This is a genomic window from Sphingomicrobium nitratireducens, from assembly GCF_026157035.1.
Classification (GTDB): Bacteria; Pseudomonadota; Alphaproteobacteria; order Sphingomonadales; family Sphingomonadaceae; genus Sphingomicrobium; species Sphingomicrobium nitratireducens.
On record NZ_JANJZA010000001.1, the window covers coordinates 1,638,372 to 1,654,683 of the forward strand.

The following is a 16,312-nucleotide window of genomic DNA, read 5'->3' on the forward strand; positions in this document are numbered from 1 at the left end:
AGATGCGGAACATCGACTTCGGGCAAGTCGCCAATCTGCAAGTGGACAACTCGCGCTCTATAAATCTTTGCGTGTACAGTAGCTCGTCGCGCTACGCTGTCACCGCTTCGGGATCTGCCGCTGGTGGAAAGTTCGAATTGAGCGGCGCTGGTGCATCCCTTCCCTATGAGGTGCAGTGGTCGACTAGCGCGAACAGCGCCAGCGGGCAGGCCCTAAGCCCTAATACGCCCTTGGCGTCATTAACGAGCTCGGCAGTCCACAAAACCTGCAATCAGGCCCCTCAATATTCAGCCTCACTGATCGTTCTCCTTAAGGCAAGTGCCCTCAGCGCCGCTCGAGCTGGAAACTATTCGGGTAAATTGACTGTCGTGATCGCGGCGGAATGAGATGCTGCGGCTGTTCTTATATCTTTTCGCAATTAGCACCGTCTCTCAACATGCACCCGCCTTCGCTGCGGACGCTGATAGAGTGCCGCCAGGATTCGAGGACCTCGACGCTTCTAGGGTCGTCATTCTCGACCTAATGTTCGAGGGTCGGAGCGTCGGCAACGTAGCAGTCGAGATAGAAGGTCAAGAGTTTCGGTTTCGAGATCCTGCCGCAGCGTTGCAGACCCTTCCGATTGAAAGTCCCGACTTCAACATCAACGATACCTTCAAATCGAATGCGCACATGGTATGCGCACGCCTGTCAAATGCCCTTTGCGGAATTCTCCATCCCGAACGAATTGGATTCATTCTGGATGAGGAAAATTTCCGCCTTACAGCTTTCATCGCGGAACAGTTCCTGGCTAACCGAGGACAATCGTCGAAGCTACGTCCCTCGCATTCCTCTCCCTCGGTCACGGCCTTCTTGAGTGGCGCCATCGCGGGAGTAGATGACCGAGCGAATTACTTGCTGCAGTCGGACCTGGTGGCCGCAATCGGCAACATTCGTGCGATCGCAGTCACGTCAATGTCTTCGCGCGAAAACCTGCTCGCTCGTGAAGCGCTTTTGGAAGTCGATCATTCCTCCCTTCGAAGCAAGGCGGGCCTTTTTTGGATTCCAACCAATGAATTTGTTGGGCGAAGAAGAGCAATTGGCTTGGGTACAGAGACCCAATGGGACACGACTGCCAATCGCGAGATCGACCTGGGCACAGAACTTTCGTTGGGTCTGGGCGAGCGCTCTAGGGTCGATGTTTTTGAGAGCGGACGCCTCCTATGGACGGGTTTCTTTGCGGCCGGCAATGCACGCATAGACACAAGAAGTTTTCCAGAAGGCGCTTATCCAGTTTCGATCAGAATCTCCGGCGCCTCTGGTCGAACTCGTGACGAGATTCGCTTTTTTGTGAAAGACCGCAGCCTGCCGTCGAGAGGCGAAAGCAAGCTTCATTTTTTCGCCGGTATGTTGGGCGAGACACGCATGGACCAAACGACTTTCAAGCGTCCTATCATGTCCGCCGGCTACACAAAGCGAGTTGGAAATGCTTTAGCTCTGGGTGGCGGAATAGTCGCCACCGACAAGACTGCGCTTGGAGAGATCACGGCCTACTACGCCAATGAAATTTCTCGCCTGAGGGCCTCCGCAATGGTTGGGGAAAGTGGGCAGGTCGGCGTTTCGGGCAATGTTTCGATCCGACTGACCGAACAAATCTCGTTCGATCTTGGAGCAAAAAAGCTGTGGGCCGATAATAACCTCCCGATCTTACCGACTGAGTATTACGGAGAAGCGCTTCCTCGCCCCTCTTCGAGCTATCTACAACCCACGGGAGGATACACGCAGATTGTCGGCTCGCTGAATGGCAGGGTGGGCAATGCAAGCCTTCGGCTTTATGGTAACTACTCGGACACATCCACCGGTAAGGCCTCCTATTCAATCGGACCTGCGTTGGATTATCCATTGCTATCTGGGGCGCGCGGCTCCCTCAATTTTACTGCCAACCTGCTTAAAACGGAATCGTCATTGTTTTCGTTTGTGGGCATTCGTTTCACAAAGTCGCTCGGCAATTCCGTCGTCTCGGGCCGCGGCGGTTTATCCCATGAGACATTTCACTCTCGAGACGTTGGCTCTGATCGTACTGAGTTTGTTGGAGATGTCGCAGTCTCATCCCGACGGTATCTGGGGAGTAGCACTCTCTATGGTGCGGTAGGACTTGCGCGAGAATACTATGGGCATGACCTGCGTGGCGACGCGTCGGTCGAAACGCGCAAATTGGTTGCGAGAGGTTCTGCCATCCAGAATCTGGATGGAGTCGGAGGGCAGACCCAATATTCAGCAACCGTTTCGACCGCACTAGGCGCATCGAAGGACACCGTCTTCGTCGCGGCAAGAAATACCTCGCGGGCAGGATTGCGCATGGAGTTCGATGCGCCCCCGACTGCGAATTTTGATGTCGAAGTAAATGGCGCTCTGGTCGGCGCCGCCAAAGGTCGTAATGGCCTGGCACTATTCGTGGAGCCCTATCGCCAGCTCGAAGTCCGTATTCGACCGAAGGGCCGAGCTCAGTTCTTTGTCGAAGAACCTGTTCGCAACGTGACTCTTTTTCCTGGCGGCGTAATGCGCCTAACATTCTCGGCTCGTCCGCAAGTAACAATCTTCGGCCGAATCACGCGGCAAACGGGCGAACCAATTTCGAGTTCTCTCATTCGTACGACACACAGCGTCTCCATCTCAGACGAGCTCGGCTATTTCCAAATTGACGTTGTGGAAGGTGACGAGCTCTTAGTCGGTAGCGAAACAGAGTTGACCTGCAAACTGCCATTGATGGACGATGGCTATGAGTCTTTTCGAAAGGTCGGGAATCTGCAATGCGAATGAATAGGACACTCCTGCGCTGCAGCGTCGCAATTGTAGCAGCTGCAGCGGTTTGTGCGCCGTTGAAATCGGAACTTTTGATCGAGAAACTCGTCGTCGAACTCAACGACAACGATGATGGCGTTGAAGACGTTGAAATCTTCAATAACGGAAATGAGCGCGCGTTCATTTCGATCGAGCCTGTCCGTATAGAAAATCCTGGAGTCGACCCACGACGAATTACGGAAATCGACCCGGAAGCCCTTGGGCTATTAGTGTCGCCAGGCAAGGTGATTCTAGATCCAGGGCAGCGCCGCCTCATTCGGATTGCATCCTTCGCCCAGCGTCATGAGCAAGAACAAGTGTATCGGGTTCTCGTAAAGCCGGTTCCCGCTCCGGACGAGCCTGAGGTGACAGGGCTGAATGTCATGGTCGGATACGATCTTCTCGTGCTCGTGCGTCCACAGACCATAAATTTCAATCTGTCGGGCGAGATCAGAGGCGGAAACTTCACGGTTACTAACCAAGGCAACTCAAGCGTTGAGCTACTTGCAGGCGAGCAATGCGCAAAGGCTGGCGAGAAGGATTGTCGAGAGCTTCCCGGAAAGCGGCTTTATGTCGGGCAGACATGGAGTCTTCCACTCGAGGGGAACGACCAGGTCCACTATTTTGTGAAGTATCCAGGCGCCGTCAAACGGCTCACATTCGATCCCGCGGTCTGAAGTTCTTAATCGAGAATGCGGGTGGTGCCGAGCTTCACCACCCTAATCTCGTCCTTCGGCAAAGACAGAGACTGTCCGAGCGATTCGACCTCGCAACGCTAATCTTTGTTTTGTCCGCTGTCGAATGAATTCGAACTAGAGCTGTGCTCTCTCAATTCAGCAATCGCAATCGCAGCAGTGAATATTAACGTCACAGAAATTATCCACCCGACAACTAGAGGAATTGGCGGGATAGATTTACTTTGTCGTCTAAATGAGCGCATGAAAAGATATGAGATTGCAAATGAAGAGACAAGACCTGCGAATCCGAGCATGACAAGTATGATCAAGATCTGTCGGTAAATTTTCGCCTCCAAGTTTGGCGACACACATCTCAGGTTTATGTCCTACTTGAGCCTCACACTACGATCTGACTGATCAGTTTCAGAGGGCGCAATTCTCTGAAACTGAACGCGCCATAGATTTCAATAAATCGATTAATTGCGCGAGGCAAAACGCCACGCGTCGCGGCACATCTCGGCGATCGAACGCGTCGCGCGCCAGCCCAGCTCGCGCTCGGCCTTGCCGACCGCCGCCTCGAGCACCGGCACGTCGCCCGGTCGCCGCGGGGCCTTCTCGCGCGGGACCGGGACGCCCGTCGCCTGCTCGAACGCGCGCACCAGCTCGAGCACGCTCGTGCCGCGCCCGGTGCCGAGGTTGAAGGCGCGAAACCCCTCGCCCGGCGCCTCGAGCGCGGCGACATGACCTTCGGCAAGGTCCATCACGTGGATATAGTCGCGTACCGCCGTCCCGTCGGGCGTGTCGTAATCGTCGCCGAAGATCGACAGGGGGCCACGCCTGCCGGTCACCGTCTCGAGCAGGATCGGCATCAGATTGTTAGGGCTGCCGCGCGGAGCCTCGCCGATCGATCCCGACGGATGCGCGCCGACCGGGTTGAAGTAGCGCAGCGCCACTAGGTCCCAGCCCGCCTCGCTCGCCGCCAGGTTTTCCATCAGCTGCTCGCAGGCAAGCTTGGTCGCGCCATAGGGATTGATCGCGCCCGTCGGCGCGGTCTCGTCGACCGGCAGCGCGGCCGGTTCTCCGTAGACGGTCGCGCTGCTCGAAAAGATGAGGCGCCTGCATCCTGTCTCGCGCATCGCGCCCAGCAGCGCGATCATCCCGCCGACATTGACGTCCCAATAGGCGACGGGATCGGCCACCGATTGGGCCACCGCCTTGAGCCCGGCGAAATGGACGACCGCGTCGATCTTGTGGTCGCGCAGAACGGCAGCCAGCGTGTCGCGGTCCCGGATATCGGCCTCGACCAGCGTGGGGCTGGCCCCGGTGATCGCGCCGACCGCCTCGACCACCGAAGGCTCGCTATTGGCGAAATTGTCGAGAAGCACGGGCACGTGCCCTGCCTCGGCCAACGCCACCGCAGTGTGCGAACCGATGAAGCCGGTGCCGCCCGTCAACAGGATCCGTGCCATGCCCCTCCCCGATCTCCAGCATCTTTCATGAGGTAAGGCGTCCCGGGCCGCAAGCCGCCGCAGTCCGTGTCGCGATCCAGGAGAATCCTATTTTATCGGTCGAACGCCGGCCAGAGGCGCCCGTCCTACGGATTGCGCGTCGCGCTCCGGCGGCTAAGAAGTCGATGAAGACCGACGCTACGAAATAGGGAACAAGCAAGCGAGAAGCGACTTAACCCCTTGAAAAGACGAGCAACATCGACCACATGATGATGTGATATTGTTACATGAGGTGCCCATGACCGATTCAGTCCTGACCAAGGCCAGCGCCATCGTCGAGGCCGCGCTTGCCGACGAGGCGAGAAAGCCGACCATCGCAGGATTCTTCGACGAGGCGACCTACACGATTACCTATGTCGTCAGCGATCCCGCGACCAGCAGGGCCGCGATCATCGACAGCGTGCTCGACTACGACCCGGCCTCGGGCCGCACGGGCTTCGCGTCCGCCGATCGCGTCGTCGACTATGTGACGACCAACGCGCTTTCGGTCGACTGGCTGATCGAGACGCACGCGCATGCCGACCACCTCTCGGCCGCGCCCTACCTCCAGGAAAAGCTCGGCGGCAAGCTTGCCATCGGGCGCGAGATCATCCGCGTGCAGGAAGTGTTCGGAAAGATCTTCAACGCCGGCACCGATTTCGAGCGCGACGGATCGCAGTTCGACCATTTGTTCGACGATGGCGACACGTTCGCGATCGGCAACTTGGAAGGCATCGCGCTCCACGTGCCAGGCCACACGCCTGCCGACATGGCCTTCCTCGTTGGCGATGCGGCGTTCGTCGGCGACACGATGTTCATGCCCGACTACGGCACTGCGCGCGCCGACTTCCCGGGCGGCGATGCGCGCCAGCTGTTCCGCTCGATCCGGCGCCTGCTCGACTTGCCGCGCGACACGCGCCTGTTCATGTGCCACGACTACAAGGCGCCGGGCCGCGACGACTATGCGTGGGAAACCACCGTCGGCCAGCAGCGCGACGGCAACGTCCATGTCCGCGACGGGGTCGAGGAGGAGGAATTCGTCGAAATGCGCACGAACCGCGACCGCAAGCTCGACATGCCGACGCTGATCATGCCCTCGGTCCAGGTCAACATCCGCGCCGGCCACCTGCCCGAGCCCGAGGATAACGGGGTCAGCTACATCAAGATTCCGGTGAACGCGCTGTGATGGCGGCATTCCCGGGCGCCGACCCGGTCGGCGGGCTGCTCGGCGGCCTGCTGATCGGGCTTGCCGGCGCACTCATGCTCTTGGGCGCCGGGCGCATCGCGGGCGTGTCGGGCATCTTCGCCCGCGCCACGGGCATCGGCACGGGCAGCATGGACCGCACCGCGGCCTGGGCCTTCGTGCTCGGCCTGCCACTGGGCGCGCTGCTGCTCGGCCTCGCCGTCGCCAAGGAGCCGCCCAGCTTCTTCGACTGGCCCTATCTCGTCGTCGCCGGGCTGCTGGTCGGCTTCGGCACGCGCCTCGGCAATGGCTGCACCAGCGGGCACGGCGTGTGCGGGGTCAGCCGCCTGTCGGGCCGCTCGATCGTCGCCACCCTCACCTTCATGGCCGCCGGAATCGCCACGGTCGCCCTGATGAACATGATGGGAGTGGGCCAATGATCCGCCGCGTCCTCCCTCCGCTTCTTTCGGGCATTCTGTTCGGCGCCGGCCTGCACCTGGGCGGGATGACCGACCCGGCGCGCGTGCGCGGCTTCCTCGACCTGTTCGGCGACTGGGACCCCACCCTCGCCTTCGTGATGGGCGGCGCGCTGGTCGTGATGGCGATCGCCTGGCGTTTTCGCGAACGCATGGAAAAACCGGTTTTCGGCGACAAATGGTGGATCCCGACCAAGACCGACCTCGATCCGCGCCTCGTCGGCGGGGCCGCGATCTTCGGCATCGGCTGGGGCGTCGCGGGGCTGTGCCCGGGACCGGGACTTGCCGCACTCGTCATCGAACCCGCCTCGGCGGCGATCTTCGTCGCTGCCATGTTCGGCGGCATGTTCCTCCACCGCATCGCCACGCCCGACTAGGACGGCAACATGGACCTTTTCTACTGGCTCTCGGGCGGCTTCTCGGGCGCGCTCATCGGCTTCAGCCTCGCGCTTATCGGCGGCGGCGGTTCGATCCTCGCGGTCCCGCTGATGGTCTATCTCGTCGGCGTCTCGCAACCGCACGTCGCGATCGGCACCAGCGCGCTCGCGGTCGCGGTCAACGCGGCCACCGGGCTCGTCAATCATGCGCGCAAGGGCAATGTCGTGTGGAAGACCGGCTTGCTGTTCGCCGCCGCGGGCGTCGTGGGCGCCTTCTTCGGCTCGACCGCAGGCAAGGCGTTCGACGGGCAGAAACTGCTCTTCTTGTTCGCCATCCTGATGATCGTGGTCGGCGCGCTGATGCTGCGCCGCAAGGGCGACGGCGGCGGCTCGACCGGCGAGCTGACCCGCGACAACGCCCCCAAGGTCGGCGCCACCGGTCTCGGCGCCGGCCTCGCGTCGGGTTTCTTCGGGATCGGCGGTGGTTTCCTCATCGTGCCGGGCCTGATCGCCTCGACCCGCATGCCGATGCTCAATGCAGTCGGCACCAGCCTCGTCGGCGTCACCGCCTTCGGGCTGACCACCGCGCTCAATTACGCCGCAAGCGGGCTCGTCGACTGGGCGCTGGCCGGCCTGTTCGTGGTCGGCGGCCTCCTCGGCAGCCTCGCAGGCACCCGGGCCGCCGCCCATTTCTCGAGCAAGGGGCAGCTGACGAAGATCTTCAGCCTGATCATCTTCGTGGTGGCCGCCTACATGCTCTACCGCAGCGGCCAGGAGGCGTTCGCCTAGCCCTTGTTGCGGTTGGCGGCGCGCTCGCGCATCGCATCGACCATCCGGTCGGGCCTGGGATCGGCATCGGGGCGCGAAGGCCAGCCTTCGCGCTGCTTGGAGCGGTCGCCGTCGGTTTCCTCGGTCTGGTCGTGGAACAGCACGACCTGCGTGTCGAACGGCATGTCGATCCCGGCCTTGGTCAGTGCCCCCGCGATCGCTTCGATCACGTCGCTGCGCGTCTTGGTCGACCGGCTCTGGTTGGCCTCGGTCCACCAGCGAGCCTTGAGGGTGATCCAGCTCGCATCCAGCGACCAGACGAGGATCGCGGGCGGCGGTTCGGCGAGCACGCCCTCGACGCCCTTCACAGCCTCGATCATCACCGTTTTGGCGGTCGCGATGTCATCGCCATAGCCGATCCCGACCTGATACTCGCTGCGCCGCTCGGGATAGGCGGTCGTGACGCGGATCGGGTCCGAATAGATCTGGCTGTTGGGAATGATCACCCGCTCGCCATCGAAGGTGCGGATGAAGGTCGCGCGCGTCTCGATCATCTCGACGCGGCCCTCATAGTCGCCGCTCTCGATCTCGTCGCCGATCTTGAAGGGCTGGCGGATGAGGATGAGAATGCCCGCGAACAGGTTCTGGAAAATGTCCTTGAACGCGAACCCGATGGCGAGACCGCCGATGCCCAGCGTCGAGATCAGCTGTGCAGGCGTCAGCGATGGCAGAACGACCGTCAGCGCCACGAAGGTGCCGATGACCAGCAGCACCCAGTAGACGATGCGCGAGAGGACGAGCGACAATTGCGCGTTCCCGTCGCCGAACTGGGTCCGCGCGATCACCGTCCGGATCGTGCGCGCGACGAGCATGAAGACGATGAAGACGACCGCCGCGATGACCATCTTGGGCAACAGCTGGAAGAAACCCTCGACCATGGCGTCGATGGTCTCCCAGCTGGCGGAAATGTCGGCGTCGACGCGGTCGAGGGTGGAATTGGTGCTCATGCCCCCGTGAACGGGAGGCGGGCGGACGGGGTTCCCCTGCGCCCGCCCGCCGTCCGGGACTATTCCTCGCCGATCATCTTCGCATTGTCGTCCGAATTGCGGTCGATGTAGCGATTGTAGGGGTCGATCCCGACATAGGTCGGCTTCTTCTCGCTGACGAATTCGAACGTCGCCTTGCCGTCCTTCACGGCGCGCTCATCGAGCAGGATCACGTCGTCCTTGCCGAACGTGCCGAACCCGGGGCGTGCAGTGAACAGACCGATCTCGACCGGTTCGGCGAGCGCAACCTTGGTCTCCTTGCCCTTGCCGTCGGCCTCGAACTTGGCCGCCTCGACCGTGACGCTGGTGCGCCATTTGTCGCCGTCGCGCTCGGTCTTGCTGCCGGTCACCTTGAAGTCGTAGAGCACGATCTTCTCGAGCAGGTCCTCGATCAGCTTGCGCTCCGCCTCGCTCGTCGCCTCCGCCTTGAGCTCGTTCACGAAATCGACCGAGCGGTGGTAGGGCGCGCCCTTGAACTTCCACTTGTCGATGAAGCGGGATAGCGCGCGGTTGACCCGGTCCTCGCCCATCCGGTGCGCGAGCAGGGCCCAGACGTGGCCGCCCTTGCGGTAGTGGATGTAGGCCTGGTTCTCCATGCGCACGAGCGGCAGTTCCTCGATCGCCTCGCCCTTGCGGCCGCGCAGGTAGCGGTCGAGCTCGTACTTGAGGAAGCGCCGCATCTGGTCGTCACCCAGCCGGTTCTTCATCACCATCAGCGCCGAGTAGCTGGCCATCGTCTCGGTGGTCAGCGCATCGCCCTGCATGCCCGCACCGATCACCTGGTGCGCCCAGTATTGGTGCCCCAGTTCGTGCGCCACGACATAGGTGATAAAGTCGGTGTCCTCGGGCCCGTCGACGCGCGAGGTGAAGCCGATCCCTTCGGAATAGGGCATCGTCCCTGCGAAGGCCTGTGCGAAGGTCGCATAGCGCGGGAACTCGATGATCCGCGCATAGTCGAACTGGTAGTCGCCGAAATTGGCCTCGTAATAGTCGAGACTGTCTTCCATCGCGTCGAGCATCCGCTCGACGTTCCAGTCGTGACCCTCGTGGTAATAGACCTGGAGCTTGATGTCGCCATGCTGGCGCTCGGCAATCTCGTAGTCGCCCGACTGGATCGAGAAGAAGTGCAGGATCGGCGCGGGGCTGACGAAGCGCGCGGTGCGGCGCCCGTCCTTGACCATGTCCGACACCTTGTTGCCCGGCGCGATCGGCACCTGATCCGCGTCGGTCGTCAGCGTGATGTCGCTGTTGACCCAGTCGATCGCCAGCGCGTTCTTGCGCGTGGCCGACATGTCCTCGAGCTTGGCCGGCCGCAATTCGGGAGGAAGTCCCTGGCGCCGCCGTGCCTGCCGGTCGTCGAGAAGCCCCGAACGGTCCATCCCGATGGCCGGCGAGAAGGCGCGGTTGTTCACGAAGGTCGTGTCGGGCGTGATGCTGGTCGCCGGCCCGGACGCGCGGAAGCCCTCGTAATCGATCCGCGAGGTGAAGTTCATGACCGTCTTCGCGCCCGGCGCGAGCGGCTGCTCGAACCGGTAGATGCGATAGCCATATTCCTCGTCGTTCGAGACGAGCTTGGCCCCGTCGATGTCGATCCTGTCATATTCGACGTCGAGCCCGCCTTCGCGCACGTGGAGGTCGCGGATCGGCTGGTCGCTGTCATTCTCCAGATCGAAGCGCCCGTTCACGACCAGCTTGCGCTCGTCCGGGAACAGCTCGGCGTCGAGTTTCACGTCGGTGACGATCGGCTGCACGAGATCCTCGTATTTGAGGTACTTCTTCTCGAAGTCCGCCATCAGCTTCTCGGTCTCGTCGCTGGTTCGATACTCGTTGAGGACCTTGATGTTATAGTGGGTGAAGGCGCCCAGCCCGGCCATCGCGACCAGCGCGACCGCCGCGGTCGCCATCGGGCCCTTGCCGATGCCGTTGTTGCGCACGCGGCGCAGGCGCTGGCGCAGGGCGAGATCGCCCCCGCGCGGCCACAGCACGTGCGCGACCACCGCAAGGAACACCGCAAACGCCGTCCAGTAGGCCTGGAGCGTGAAGGCACCCAGGATGTAGGGGCCGACCCCGACCATGTCGCTCAACGGCACCGACGGGCTGTCGGCGTAGATGTAGAGCGGGTTGCTATAGCCCATGTTGGCCACGACGATTGTCGCGAGGAACCAGGCGAGGATGATCCCCCAGCCGGCATACTTGTTCGGGCTCAACGCCTGGATCACGACCGCGAGCACCGCGATCAGCGCGCCGTCGATCGCGCTGGGCAGGATGAACCAGCCGACATACTGGGCGATCCCGAACTCGTTCGCACCCGAGGTCGCCTGGTAGAACAGGCCCATCAGCATCCCCGCCACGTTGACCAGCATGATGACGAGGAACACCGCGATGATCTTCGGGATCGTCATCGCCCACGCCGGAACCGGCGCGCTGTCAACGATCTCGTTCAACTTGTTGTCGCGCTCGCGCCAGACGAGCTCGCCGCCGTAGAAGGCCGCGATGATCAGGATGAAGATCTGGAAGTTGCCGCGCACCTGGTCAATCGTGTTGGCGACCGTGGGATAGGCCGCCGTGCCATAGAGGCTCTGGTTGCCCCACAGCGAGGTCGCGGTGAAACCGAGTGCGAGCAGGACGAGAACGCTCAGCCCCGGACTTTTGAGGATCTGGCGGATCTCGAGGCGGGTGCGCGCCATGAACTGCGCGGCGTGCGAGATCGTCTCGGGCGCCGCGATGCCCGACCCGCCGAGCGTCGGCGGGATGGCGGCAATCTTTTCCTCGCGCGCCTTCTTCTTGGCGAGCTTGCGCACACGGCGCTTCGATGCGGGCTTCTCCGACATCGAGAAGCGCCACCAGGCGATTGCGACGAACAGCACGCCGAGGCCGAGCGAGAAAAGGCGGTTGAACAGCATCTTGCCTTCGAGCGGGACCAGCCGCGTGTTCATCTCGAACGGCGTCCAGTAGCGCACCGTCTCGCTGAGCGAGCCCATGCCGAGCGGCTCGAAACGGGCATAGGTCGGCTGCAATTCGGGATTGCCGCTGATCACCGTGGTGACGACGAGATAACCGACCACCAGCGCGACGACCGCGACATAGCTCCACATCATCGAACGCGTGATGGTGGCGAGCGCGAACAGGAGGGCGCTGGCGAAGAAGATGTTGACCACGCCGTGGGTCAGATAGGGCCACAGGTAATAGGACGCGACTTGCGGGCCGACCATTTCGGGATCGACCCAGGGCATGAGCGAGCCCACGAACGCGCCCAGCGGCACCGCGAGAAAGCCGAGCGCCGCGACGAGGAAGCCACCGGTAAAGCGCCCCAGCACCATCTGCGTCTTCGTGACCGGCGTCGCGCGCACCATGGGCGCGAAGCCCGAGGCGTCGTCGCGGATGATGCCGTTGGCGACGAAGGCCGTCACGACGAGCAGGTAGAAGATGCTCGCCGCCCCCGTCAGGATGGCGAGCGAATAAGGCGAATTCTCCTTGACCGCACCAAGCCCGCCGATCTGGACGCTGTCCGAGGCGGTCAGGCCGTAGCCGAGCAGGAAGAAGAGGAAGAGCGAGACCCAGAAGGTCGGGCTCTTGAGATGATAGCGCAGCTCGAAGGCGGCGATCTTGCCGATCATGATCCCGTCTCCCGTCAGGCTGCGCGGCGCAGCTGCGACAGGGTCGCGAAATAGACATCCTCGAGTCCGCCCTCGACCGGCTCGTAGCCCGCAGGCTGCGTATCGGAGAGGACGTGGACGATGGTCTTGCCCGCGAACAGGCGCGTCGAGATGACGTCGTGGCTCTCGCGGACCGCTTCGACCGCGTCATGCTCGACCGTGGTCTTCCATACCTTGCCGCGCGTCTGCGCGATGAGGTCCGAAGGCTTGCCCTCGAGCTGGACGCGCCCGCCCGCGAGCACCGCCATCAGCGGGCACAGGTCGGCGACGTCGTCGACGATATGGGTCGAGAGGATGACGACCTTCTCGTCCCCGATCCCGGCGAGCAGGTTGAGGAATCGGTTGCGCTCTTCCGGGTCGAGGCCCGCCGTCGGCTCGTCGACGATGATCAGGTCGGGATCGCCAATCAGCGCCTGCGCGATGCCGAAGCGCTGGCGCATGCCGCCCGAAAAGCCAGCGATCGACTTGTTGCGCACCGCCCACAGGTTGGTCTGTTCGAGCAGCGTCTCGACGACCGCCTTGCGATCGCCCTTCGCGGTGATGCCCTTGAGCACCGCCATGTGGTCGAGCATCTGGTAGGCCGAGACGCGCGGATAGACGCCGAAATCCTGCGGCAGATAGCCCAGCCGGCGGCGCAGCTTGTCGGGCTCGGCAAGCACGTCCAGCCCGTCGAATACGATGCTGCCCTCGCTCGGCGTCTGCAGCGTCGCAATGGTGCGCATCAGCGTCGACTTGCCCGCGCCGTTGGGACCGAGCAGCCCGTACATGCCACGCGGGATCGACAGGTTGACGTCGTCCAGCGCCTGCGTGCCGTTGGGATAGGTGTGCGAAAGCGATTTGATCTCGAGCATGGGGCCCCCGGAAATGAAATAGGCGTATTATGAATCTAATACAGTATGGCGGATCGCGTGCAAGTCGCCAATCGCCCTTCGACGAATGGGCGAGCGGAACCGGCAAAAGCCCCCCTTGTCTCCGCTCGCGGCTTCCGACAGGGTGCGCCGCGCTTCCCATCAGGAGATGAACCTTGAGCCTGCCCCCCATCCTCCAGAATCTTCGCATTCCCGTCATCGGCGCGCCGCTGTTCATCATCTCGCATCCCGCGCTCGTCATCGCGCAGTGCAAGGCCGGCATCGTCGGCAGCTTCCCCGCGCTCAACGCGCGCCCCGCGAGCCAGCTCGACGAGTGGCTGCACGAGATCAAGGAAGCGCTCGCCAAACACGACGCCGAAAATCCCGACAGCCCGTCGGCGCCCTTCGCGGTCAACCAGATCGTCCACCCCACGAACACGCGCTTCGAGGAGGACATGGTGATCTGCGAGAAGCACAAGGTGCCGATCGTGATCACCTCGCTCGGCGCGCGCGAGGAATTGAACACCGCGGTCCACGGCTGGGGCGGCATCACGCTGCACGACATCATCAACAACCGCTTTGCGCGAAAGGCGCTCGAAAAGGGCGCCGACGGCCTCATCGCGGTCGCGGCCGGTGCGGGCGGCCATGCCGGCAAGATCTCGCCCTTCGCGCTGATCCAGGAAATCCGCGAATTCTTCGATGGCCCGCTCATCCTCTCGGGCGCGATCGCGCGCGGCCAGTCGGTGCTCGCGGCTCAGGCGATGGGTGCCGATCTCGCCTATATCGGCTCGCCCTTCATCGCCACGCACGAAGCGCGCGCCATTCCCGAATACAAGGAAGAGATCGTCAAGTCGGGCGCCGACGACATCGTCGCCTCCTCGCTCTTCACCGGCATCCACGGCAACTACCTCAAGGGCTCGATCGTGCGCGCGGGAATGGACCCCGACACGCTGCCCGAAAGCGACCCCAGCAAGATGAATTTCGGCGGCGCCAAGGCGTGGAAGGACATCTGGGGGTCCGGCCAAGGCATCGGCGCGGTCAAGGAAGTGGTCGGCGCCGGCGACCTCGTCGCCCGCCTCGCGTCGGAATATGCGCAAGCGAAGACCGCGATCTGCGGCTAGCGCTCAGCCGCGGTCGTAGAGGCCGCGCTCGAGCCGCCCCATCAGCGCGCGTGCCGGGCTTTCGCCGGGCACCTCCGCGACCTGGCCCTCGTCGAGCCGTTTGACGCGCTCGTAAAGGTCGGCGCTCTGCTCGATCAGCTTGCGTGCCGCGACGGGCAGCGTCGACACCACTTCGGCATCGCTCTCGTTGGCATGGCCGAGCCGGCGCTCCGGGCGACGCCCGTCATGCCCCGAAATCTCCCCGCTTTCGACCGCGCGCTGGGTCAGCAGCCAGGCGACGATGTGCATGATGCGCGTCGTGACCTTGAGCGATTCGCAGGCGAACCCGACCCGCGCGAACGGCTCGAGTTCCTGTCGGTCGGCCCGCCCCTCGGCGTCGAAATAGGCGCGCGCCTCGTCGGCGAGGAGCATCGCCTCGGTGTATAGAGCCTCGATCAGTCGCGGCGTGATGCGCGTCTCGGGTCCGGCGGAGTGGAGCGATTCGTCCATAACGATTACGAAAATGCCAGTTTCGGCCTGTCATGGGAACGCCCCAGCAGTGCCTTTGTGGCATGTCGCAACCCCTTGTCCCGAGGCGGGACAGGCGTCACGCGATGATATCGGGCGTGCTGTCGTCGAGCAGCAGCTGGATCTCGTCCTTGAGCACCAGCTTCTGTTTCTTGAGACGCGCCAGTTCGAGCTGGTCGACATTTCCCGCCTCGCGCAGCCGCTCGATCTCTTCGTCGAGTCGCCGATGCTGTTGCCTGAGCGCCGCGATCAGGACGGCGGGTTCGTCGTCGTTCATGGGTGGCAATCTACTCCAAGCATCCTTCGCAGTCATCCGCCATTCCCGCGACCGGTAACGACGAACGCCGCCTCCCCGTCGGCAGCACGAATGTCGCCAAGGCGACAAGGCGCCAAAAACATGCTTTACTGATCGCCTCGTCAATCACTGGATTGAAAGGAAGTCCGATGGACAAAGCCCAGGTCGAGGCACTCGAGAAGAAACACCAGGCACTGCATGCTCGCATCGATACCGAAGAGCATCGAGTTCACCCCGACGAGGTACTGATCCACCGGCTCAAGAAGGAAAAGTTGAGAATCAAGGACGCGATGGTCGGGCATTAGGCGCCCAGCCGATCACGAAAAAGGCCGGCACTCCCATGAGGAGGCCGGCCTTTTCGATTCCAGGAACGACTCCGCGCGTCAGTCGGTGCGGTCGTCGCGGCTGACGCGTTCGGTCCGCTCGTGCTTTTCCTGCGCCTCGAGCGTCATCGTCGCGATCGGACGCGCCTCGAGCCGCTGCAGCGCGATCGGGTCGCCGGTCACTTCGCAATAGCCATATTCGCCTTCGTAGAGACGACGGATGGCGGCATCGATCTTGGCGATCAGCTTGCGCTGGCGGTCGCGGGTGCGAAGCTCGATCGACCAGTCGGTCTCCGAGGAGGCGCGGTCGGCGAGGTCGGGTTCGCGAAGGCTGTCGACCTGGAGCTGCGCCATGGTCGCGCGGCTTTCCTCGACGATCGATTCCTTCCAGTCCTTGAGCTTGGCAAGGAAGTAGGCGCGCTGCTTGACGCCCATGAATTCTTCATCGTCACTCGGACGATACTTGTCGTCGAGAACGATCTCGTCGAATTTTGCGGTCCCTTGAAGGTCCTTGAGCGCAGTAGCCAACTATCCCTCCCCGTCACAGGCCTCACCGCTGCCGCGACAAGCCAGAGCCAGGCGGCCGGCGAAGGCGATTTCGTTCGGCAATCCCGATACTTAGATGGGATGCCGTTGCCCCGAGGGCTGCCCTATACGTAGCAAGCACGTGATTAACAAGGACTGACCGCGAAACGATCGGCAAAACTTTGGGGACTGTTGCGGGGATAGCG

At 62.6% G+C, this 16,312-nt stretch carries 15 protein-coding genes; 8 read left to right on the plus strand and 7 right to left on the minus strand.

Translation table 11 applies throughout. The features are described 5' to 3' along the window. Positions 1-387: 387 nt before the first annotated feature. On the plus strand, positions 388-2,796 hold the full coding sequence (locus NNY25_RS08450) for a TcfC E-set like domain-containing protein (protein WP_265570919.1): 2,409 nt from the start codon (positions 388-390) through the stop codon (positions 2,794-2,796). Next, positions 2,793-3,494 carry a fimbria/pilus periplasmic chaperone gene (locus NNY25_RS08455; protein ID WP_265570920.1) on the plus strand — a complete coding sequence of 234 codons (702 nt, stop codon included), beginning with the start codon at positions 2,793-2,795 and terminating at the stop codon, positions 3,492-3,494. Before NNY25_RS08450 ends, NNY25_RS08455 begins: the two co-directional genes overlap by 4 nt. Before the next feature lie 476 nt (positions 3,495-3,970). On the opposite strand, the gene galE is transcribed toward NNY25_RS08455, so the two are convergent. Continuing rightward, entirely contained in the window at positions 3,971-4,963 is a 993-nt protein-coding gene (gene galE, locus NNY25_RS08460; protein WP_265570921.1) for a UDP-glucose 4-epimerase GalE, read from the minus strand. Positions 4,964-5,240: 277 nt separating this feature from the next. Between galE and NNY25_RS08465 the strand changes: the two genes are divergently transcribed. The 4 genes from NNY25_RS08465 to NNY25_RS08480 are packed head-to-tail and all read left to right on the plus strand — an operon-like array spanning position 5,241 to position 7,806. Beyond that, a complete protein-coding gene (locus NNY25_RS08465) occupies positions 5,241-6,167 on the plus strand; it encodes an MBL fold metallo-hydrolase (RefSeq protein ID WP_265570922.1) in 927 nt (308 codons plus the stop codon). Continuing rightward, positions 6,164-6,604 carry a YeeE/YedE family protein gene (locus NNY25_RS08470; RefSeq protein ID WP_265570923.1) on the plus strand — a complete coding sequence of 147 codons (441 nt, stop codon included), beginning with the start codon at positions 6,164-6,166 and terminating at the stop codon, positions 6,602-6,604. Before NNY25_RS08465 ends, NNY25_RS08470 begins: the two co-directional genes overlap by 4 nt. Continuing rightward, entirely contained in the window at positions 6,601-7,017 is a 417-nt protein-coding gene (locus NNY25_RS08475; RefSeq protein ID WP_265570924.1) for a DUF6691 family protein, read from the plus strand. The genes NNY25_RS08470 and NNY25_RS08475 overlap by 4 nt, the downstream gene beginning before the upstream one ends. Before the next feature lie 9 nt (positions 7,018-7,026). Continuing rightward, positions 7,027-7,806, plus strand: a complete 780-nt coding sequence (locus tag NNY25_RS08480) for a sulfite exporter TauE/SafE family protein (protein WP_265570925.1) — start codon at positions 7,027-7,029, stop codon at positions 7,804-7,806. Here NNY25_RS08480 and NNY25_RS08485 read toward each other — a convergent pair. The 3 genes from NNY25_RS08485 to NNY25_RS08495 are packed head-to-tail and all read right to left on the minus strand — an operon-like array spanning position 7,803 to position 13,338. After that, a complete protein-coding gene (locus tag NNY25_RS08485; protein WP_265570926.1) occupies positions 7,803-8,792 on the minus strand; it encodes a mechanosensitive ion channel family protein in 990 nt (329 codons plus the stop codon). The two genes, NNY25_RS08480 and NNY25_RS08485, sit on opposite strands and share 4 nt — an antisense overlap. Positions 8,793-8,851: 59 nt before the next feature. Further along, the gene (locus tag NNY25_RS08490) at positions 8,852-12,448 is read right to left on the minus strand and encodes an ABC transporter permease/M1 family aminopeptidase (RefSeq protein WP_265570927.1); all 3,597 of its coding nucleotides are present in this window, start codon (positions 12,446-12,448) and stop codon (positions 8,852-8,854) included. Between the two features lie 14 nt (positions 12,449-12,462). Beyond that, positions 12,463-13,338, minus strand: coding sequence for an ABC transporter ATP-binding protein (locus NNY25_RS08495; protein ID WP_265570928.1), 876 nt, complete (start codon positions 13,336-13,338; stop codon positions 12,463-12,465). 173 nt (positions 13,339-13,511) lie between these two features. Here NNY25_RS08495 and NNY25_RS08500 point away from each other — a divergent pair, with 173 nt between their 5' ends. After that, positions 13,512-14,456: an NAD(P)H-dependent flavin oxidoreductase gene (locus tag NNY25_RS08500; protein WP_265570929.1), complete on the plus strand. Its 945-nt coding sequence runs from the start codon at positions 13,512-13,514 to the stop codon at positions 14,454-14,456. Positions 14,457-14,459: 3 nt separating this feature from the next. Here the strand turns inward: NNY25_RS08500 and NNY25_RS08505 are convergent, their stop codons facing one another. Together NNY25_RS08505 and NNY25_RS08510 are read right to left on the minus strand one after the other, a co-directional pair. Next, positions 14,460-14,945, minus strand: a complete 486-nt coding sequence (locus tag NNY25_RS08505; protein ID WP_265570930.1) for a DUF1465 family protein — start codon at positions 14,943-14,945, stop codon at positions 14,460-14,462. A 97-nt stretch (positions 14,946-15,042) separates the two neighbouring features. Next, entirely contained in the window at positions 15,043-15,240 is a 198-nt protein-coding gene (locus NNY25_RS08510) for a YdcH family protein (RefSeq protein ID WP_265570931.1), read from the minus strand. 167 nt (positions 15,241-15,407) lie between these two features. Between NNY25_RS08510 and NNY25_RS08515 the strand changes: the two genes are divergently transcribed. Beyond that, complete coding sequence (locus NNY25_RS08515; protein WP_265570932.1) at positions 15,408-15,563, plus strand: YdcH family protein; 156 nt, start codon at positions 15,408-15,410, stop codon at positions 15,561-15,563. A 78-nt stretch (positions 15,564-15,641) separates the two neighbouring features. Here NNY25_RS08515 and dksA read toward each other — a convergent pair whose 3' ends face one another. After that, the gene (gene dksA / locus NNY25_RS08520) at positions 15,642-16,109 is read right to left on the minus strand and encodes an RNA polymerase-binding protein DksA (RefSeq protein WP_420854337.1); all 468 of its coding nucleotides are present in this window, start codon (positions 16,107-16,109) and stop codon (positions 15,642-15,644) included. Between the last annotated feature and the right edge of the window lie 203 nt (positions 16,110-16,312).

Bases quoted from the DNA above. Each gene is read 5' to 3' on its own strand.
- NNY25_RS08510 (WP_265570931.1), bottom strand. From the start codon at position 15,240: ATGAACGACGACGAACCCGCCGTCCTGATCGCGGCGCTCAGGCAACAG.
- NNY25_RS08490 (WP_265570927.1), bottom strand. From the start codon at position 12,448: ATGATCGGCAAGATCGCCGCCTTCGAGCTGCGCTATCATCTCAAGAGC.
- galE (WP_265570921.1), bottom strand. From the start codon at position 4,963: ATGGCACGGATCCTGTTGACGGGCGGCACCGGCTTCATCGGTTCGCAC.
- NNY25_RS08455 (WP_265570920.1), top strand. From the start codon at position 2,793: ATGAATAGGACACTCCTGCGCTGCAGCGTCGCAATTGTAGCAGCTGCA.
- NNY25_RS08505 (WP_265570930.1), bottom strand. From the start codon at position 14,945: ATGGACGAATCGCTCCACTCCGCCGGACCCGAGACGCGCATCACGCCG.
- NNY25_RS08465 (WP_265570922.1), top strand. From the start codon at position 5,241: ATGACCGATTCAGTCCTGACCAAGGCCAGCGCCATCGTCGAGGCCGCG.
- NNY25_RS08495 (WP_265570928.1), bottom strand. From the start codon at position 13,338: ATGCTCGAGATCAAATCGCTTTCGCACACCTATCCCAACGGCACGCAG.
- NNY25_RS08515 (WP_265570932.1), top strand. From the start codon at position 15,408: ATGGACAAAGCCCAGGTCGAGGCACTCGAGAAGAAACACCAGGCACTG.
- NNY25_RS08475 (WP_265570924.1), top strand. From the start codon at position 6,601: ATGATCCGCCGCGTCCTCCCTCCGCTTCTTTCGGGCATTCTGTTCGGC.
- NNY25_RS08480 (WP_265570925.1), top strand. From the start codon at position 7,027: ATGGACCTTTTCTACTGGCTCTCGGGCGGCTTCTCGGGCGCGCTCATC.
- NNY25_RS08450 (WP_265570919.1), top strand. From the start codon at position 388: ATGCTGCGGCTGTTCTTATATCTTTTCGCAATTAGCACCGTCTCTCAA.
- NNY25_RS08485 (WP_265570926.1), bottom strand. From the start codon at position 8,792: ATGAGCACCAATTCCACCCTCGACCGCGTCGACGCCGACATTTCCGCC.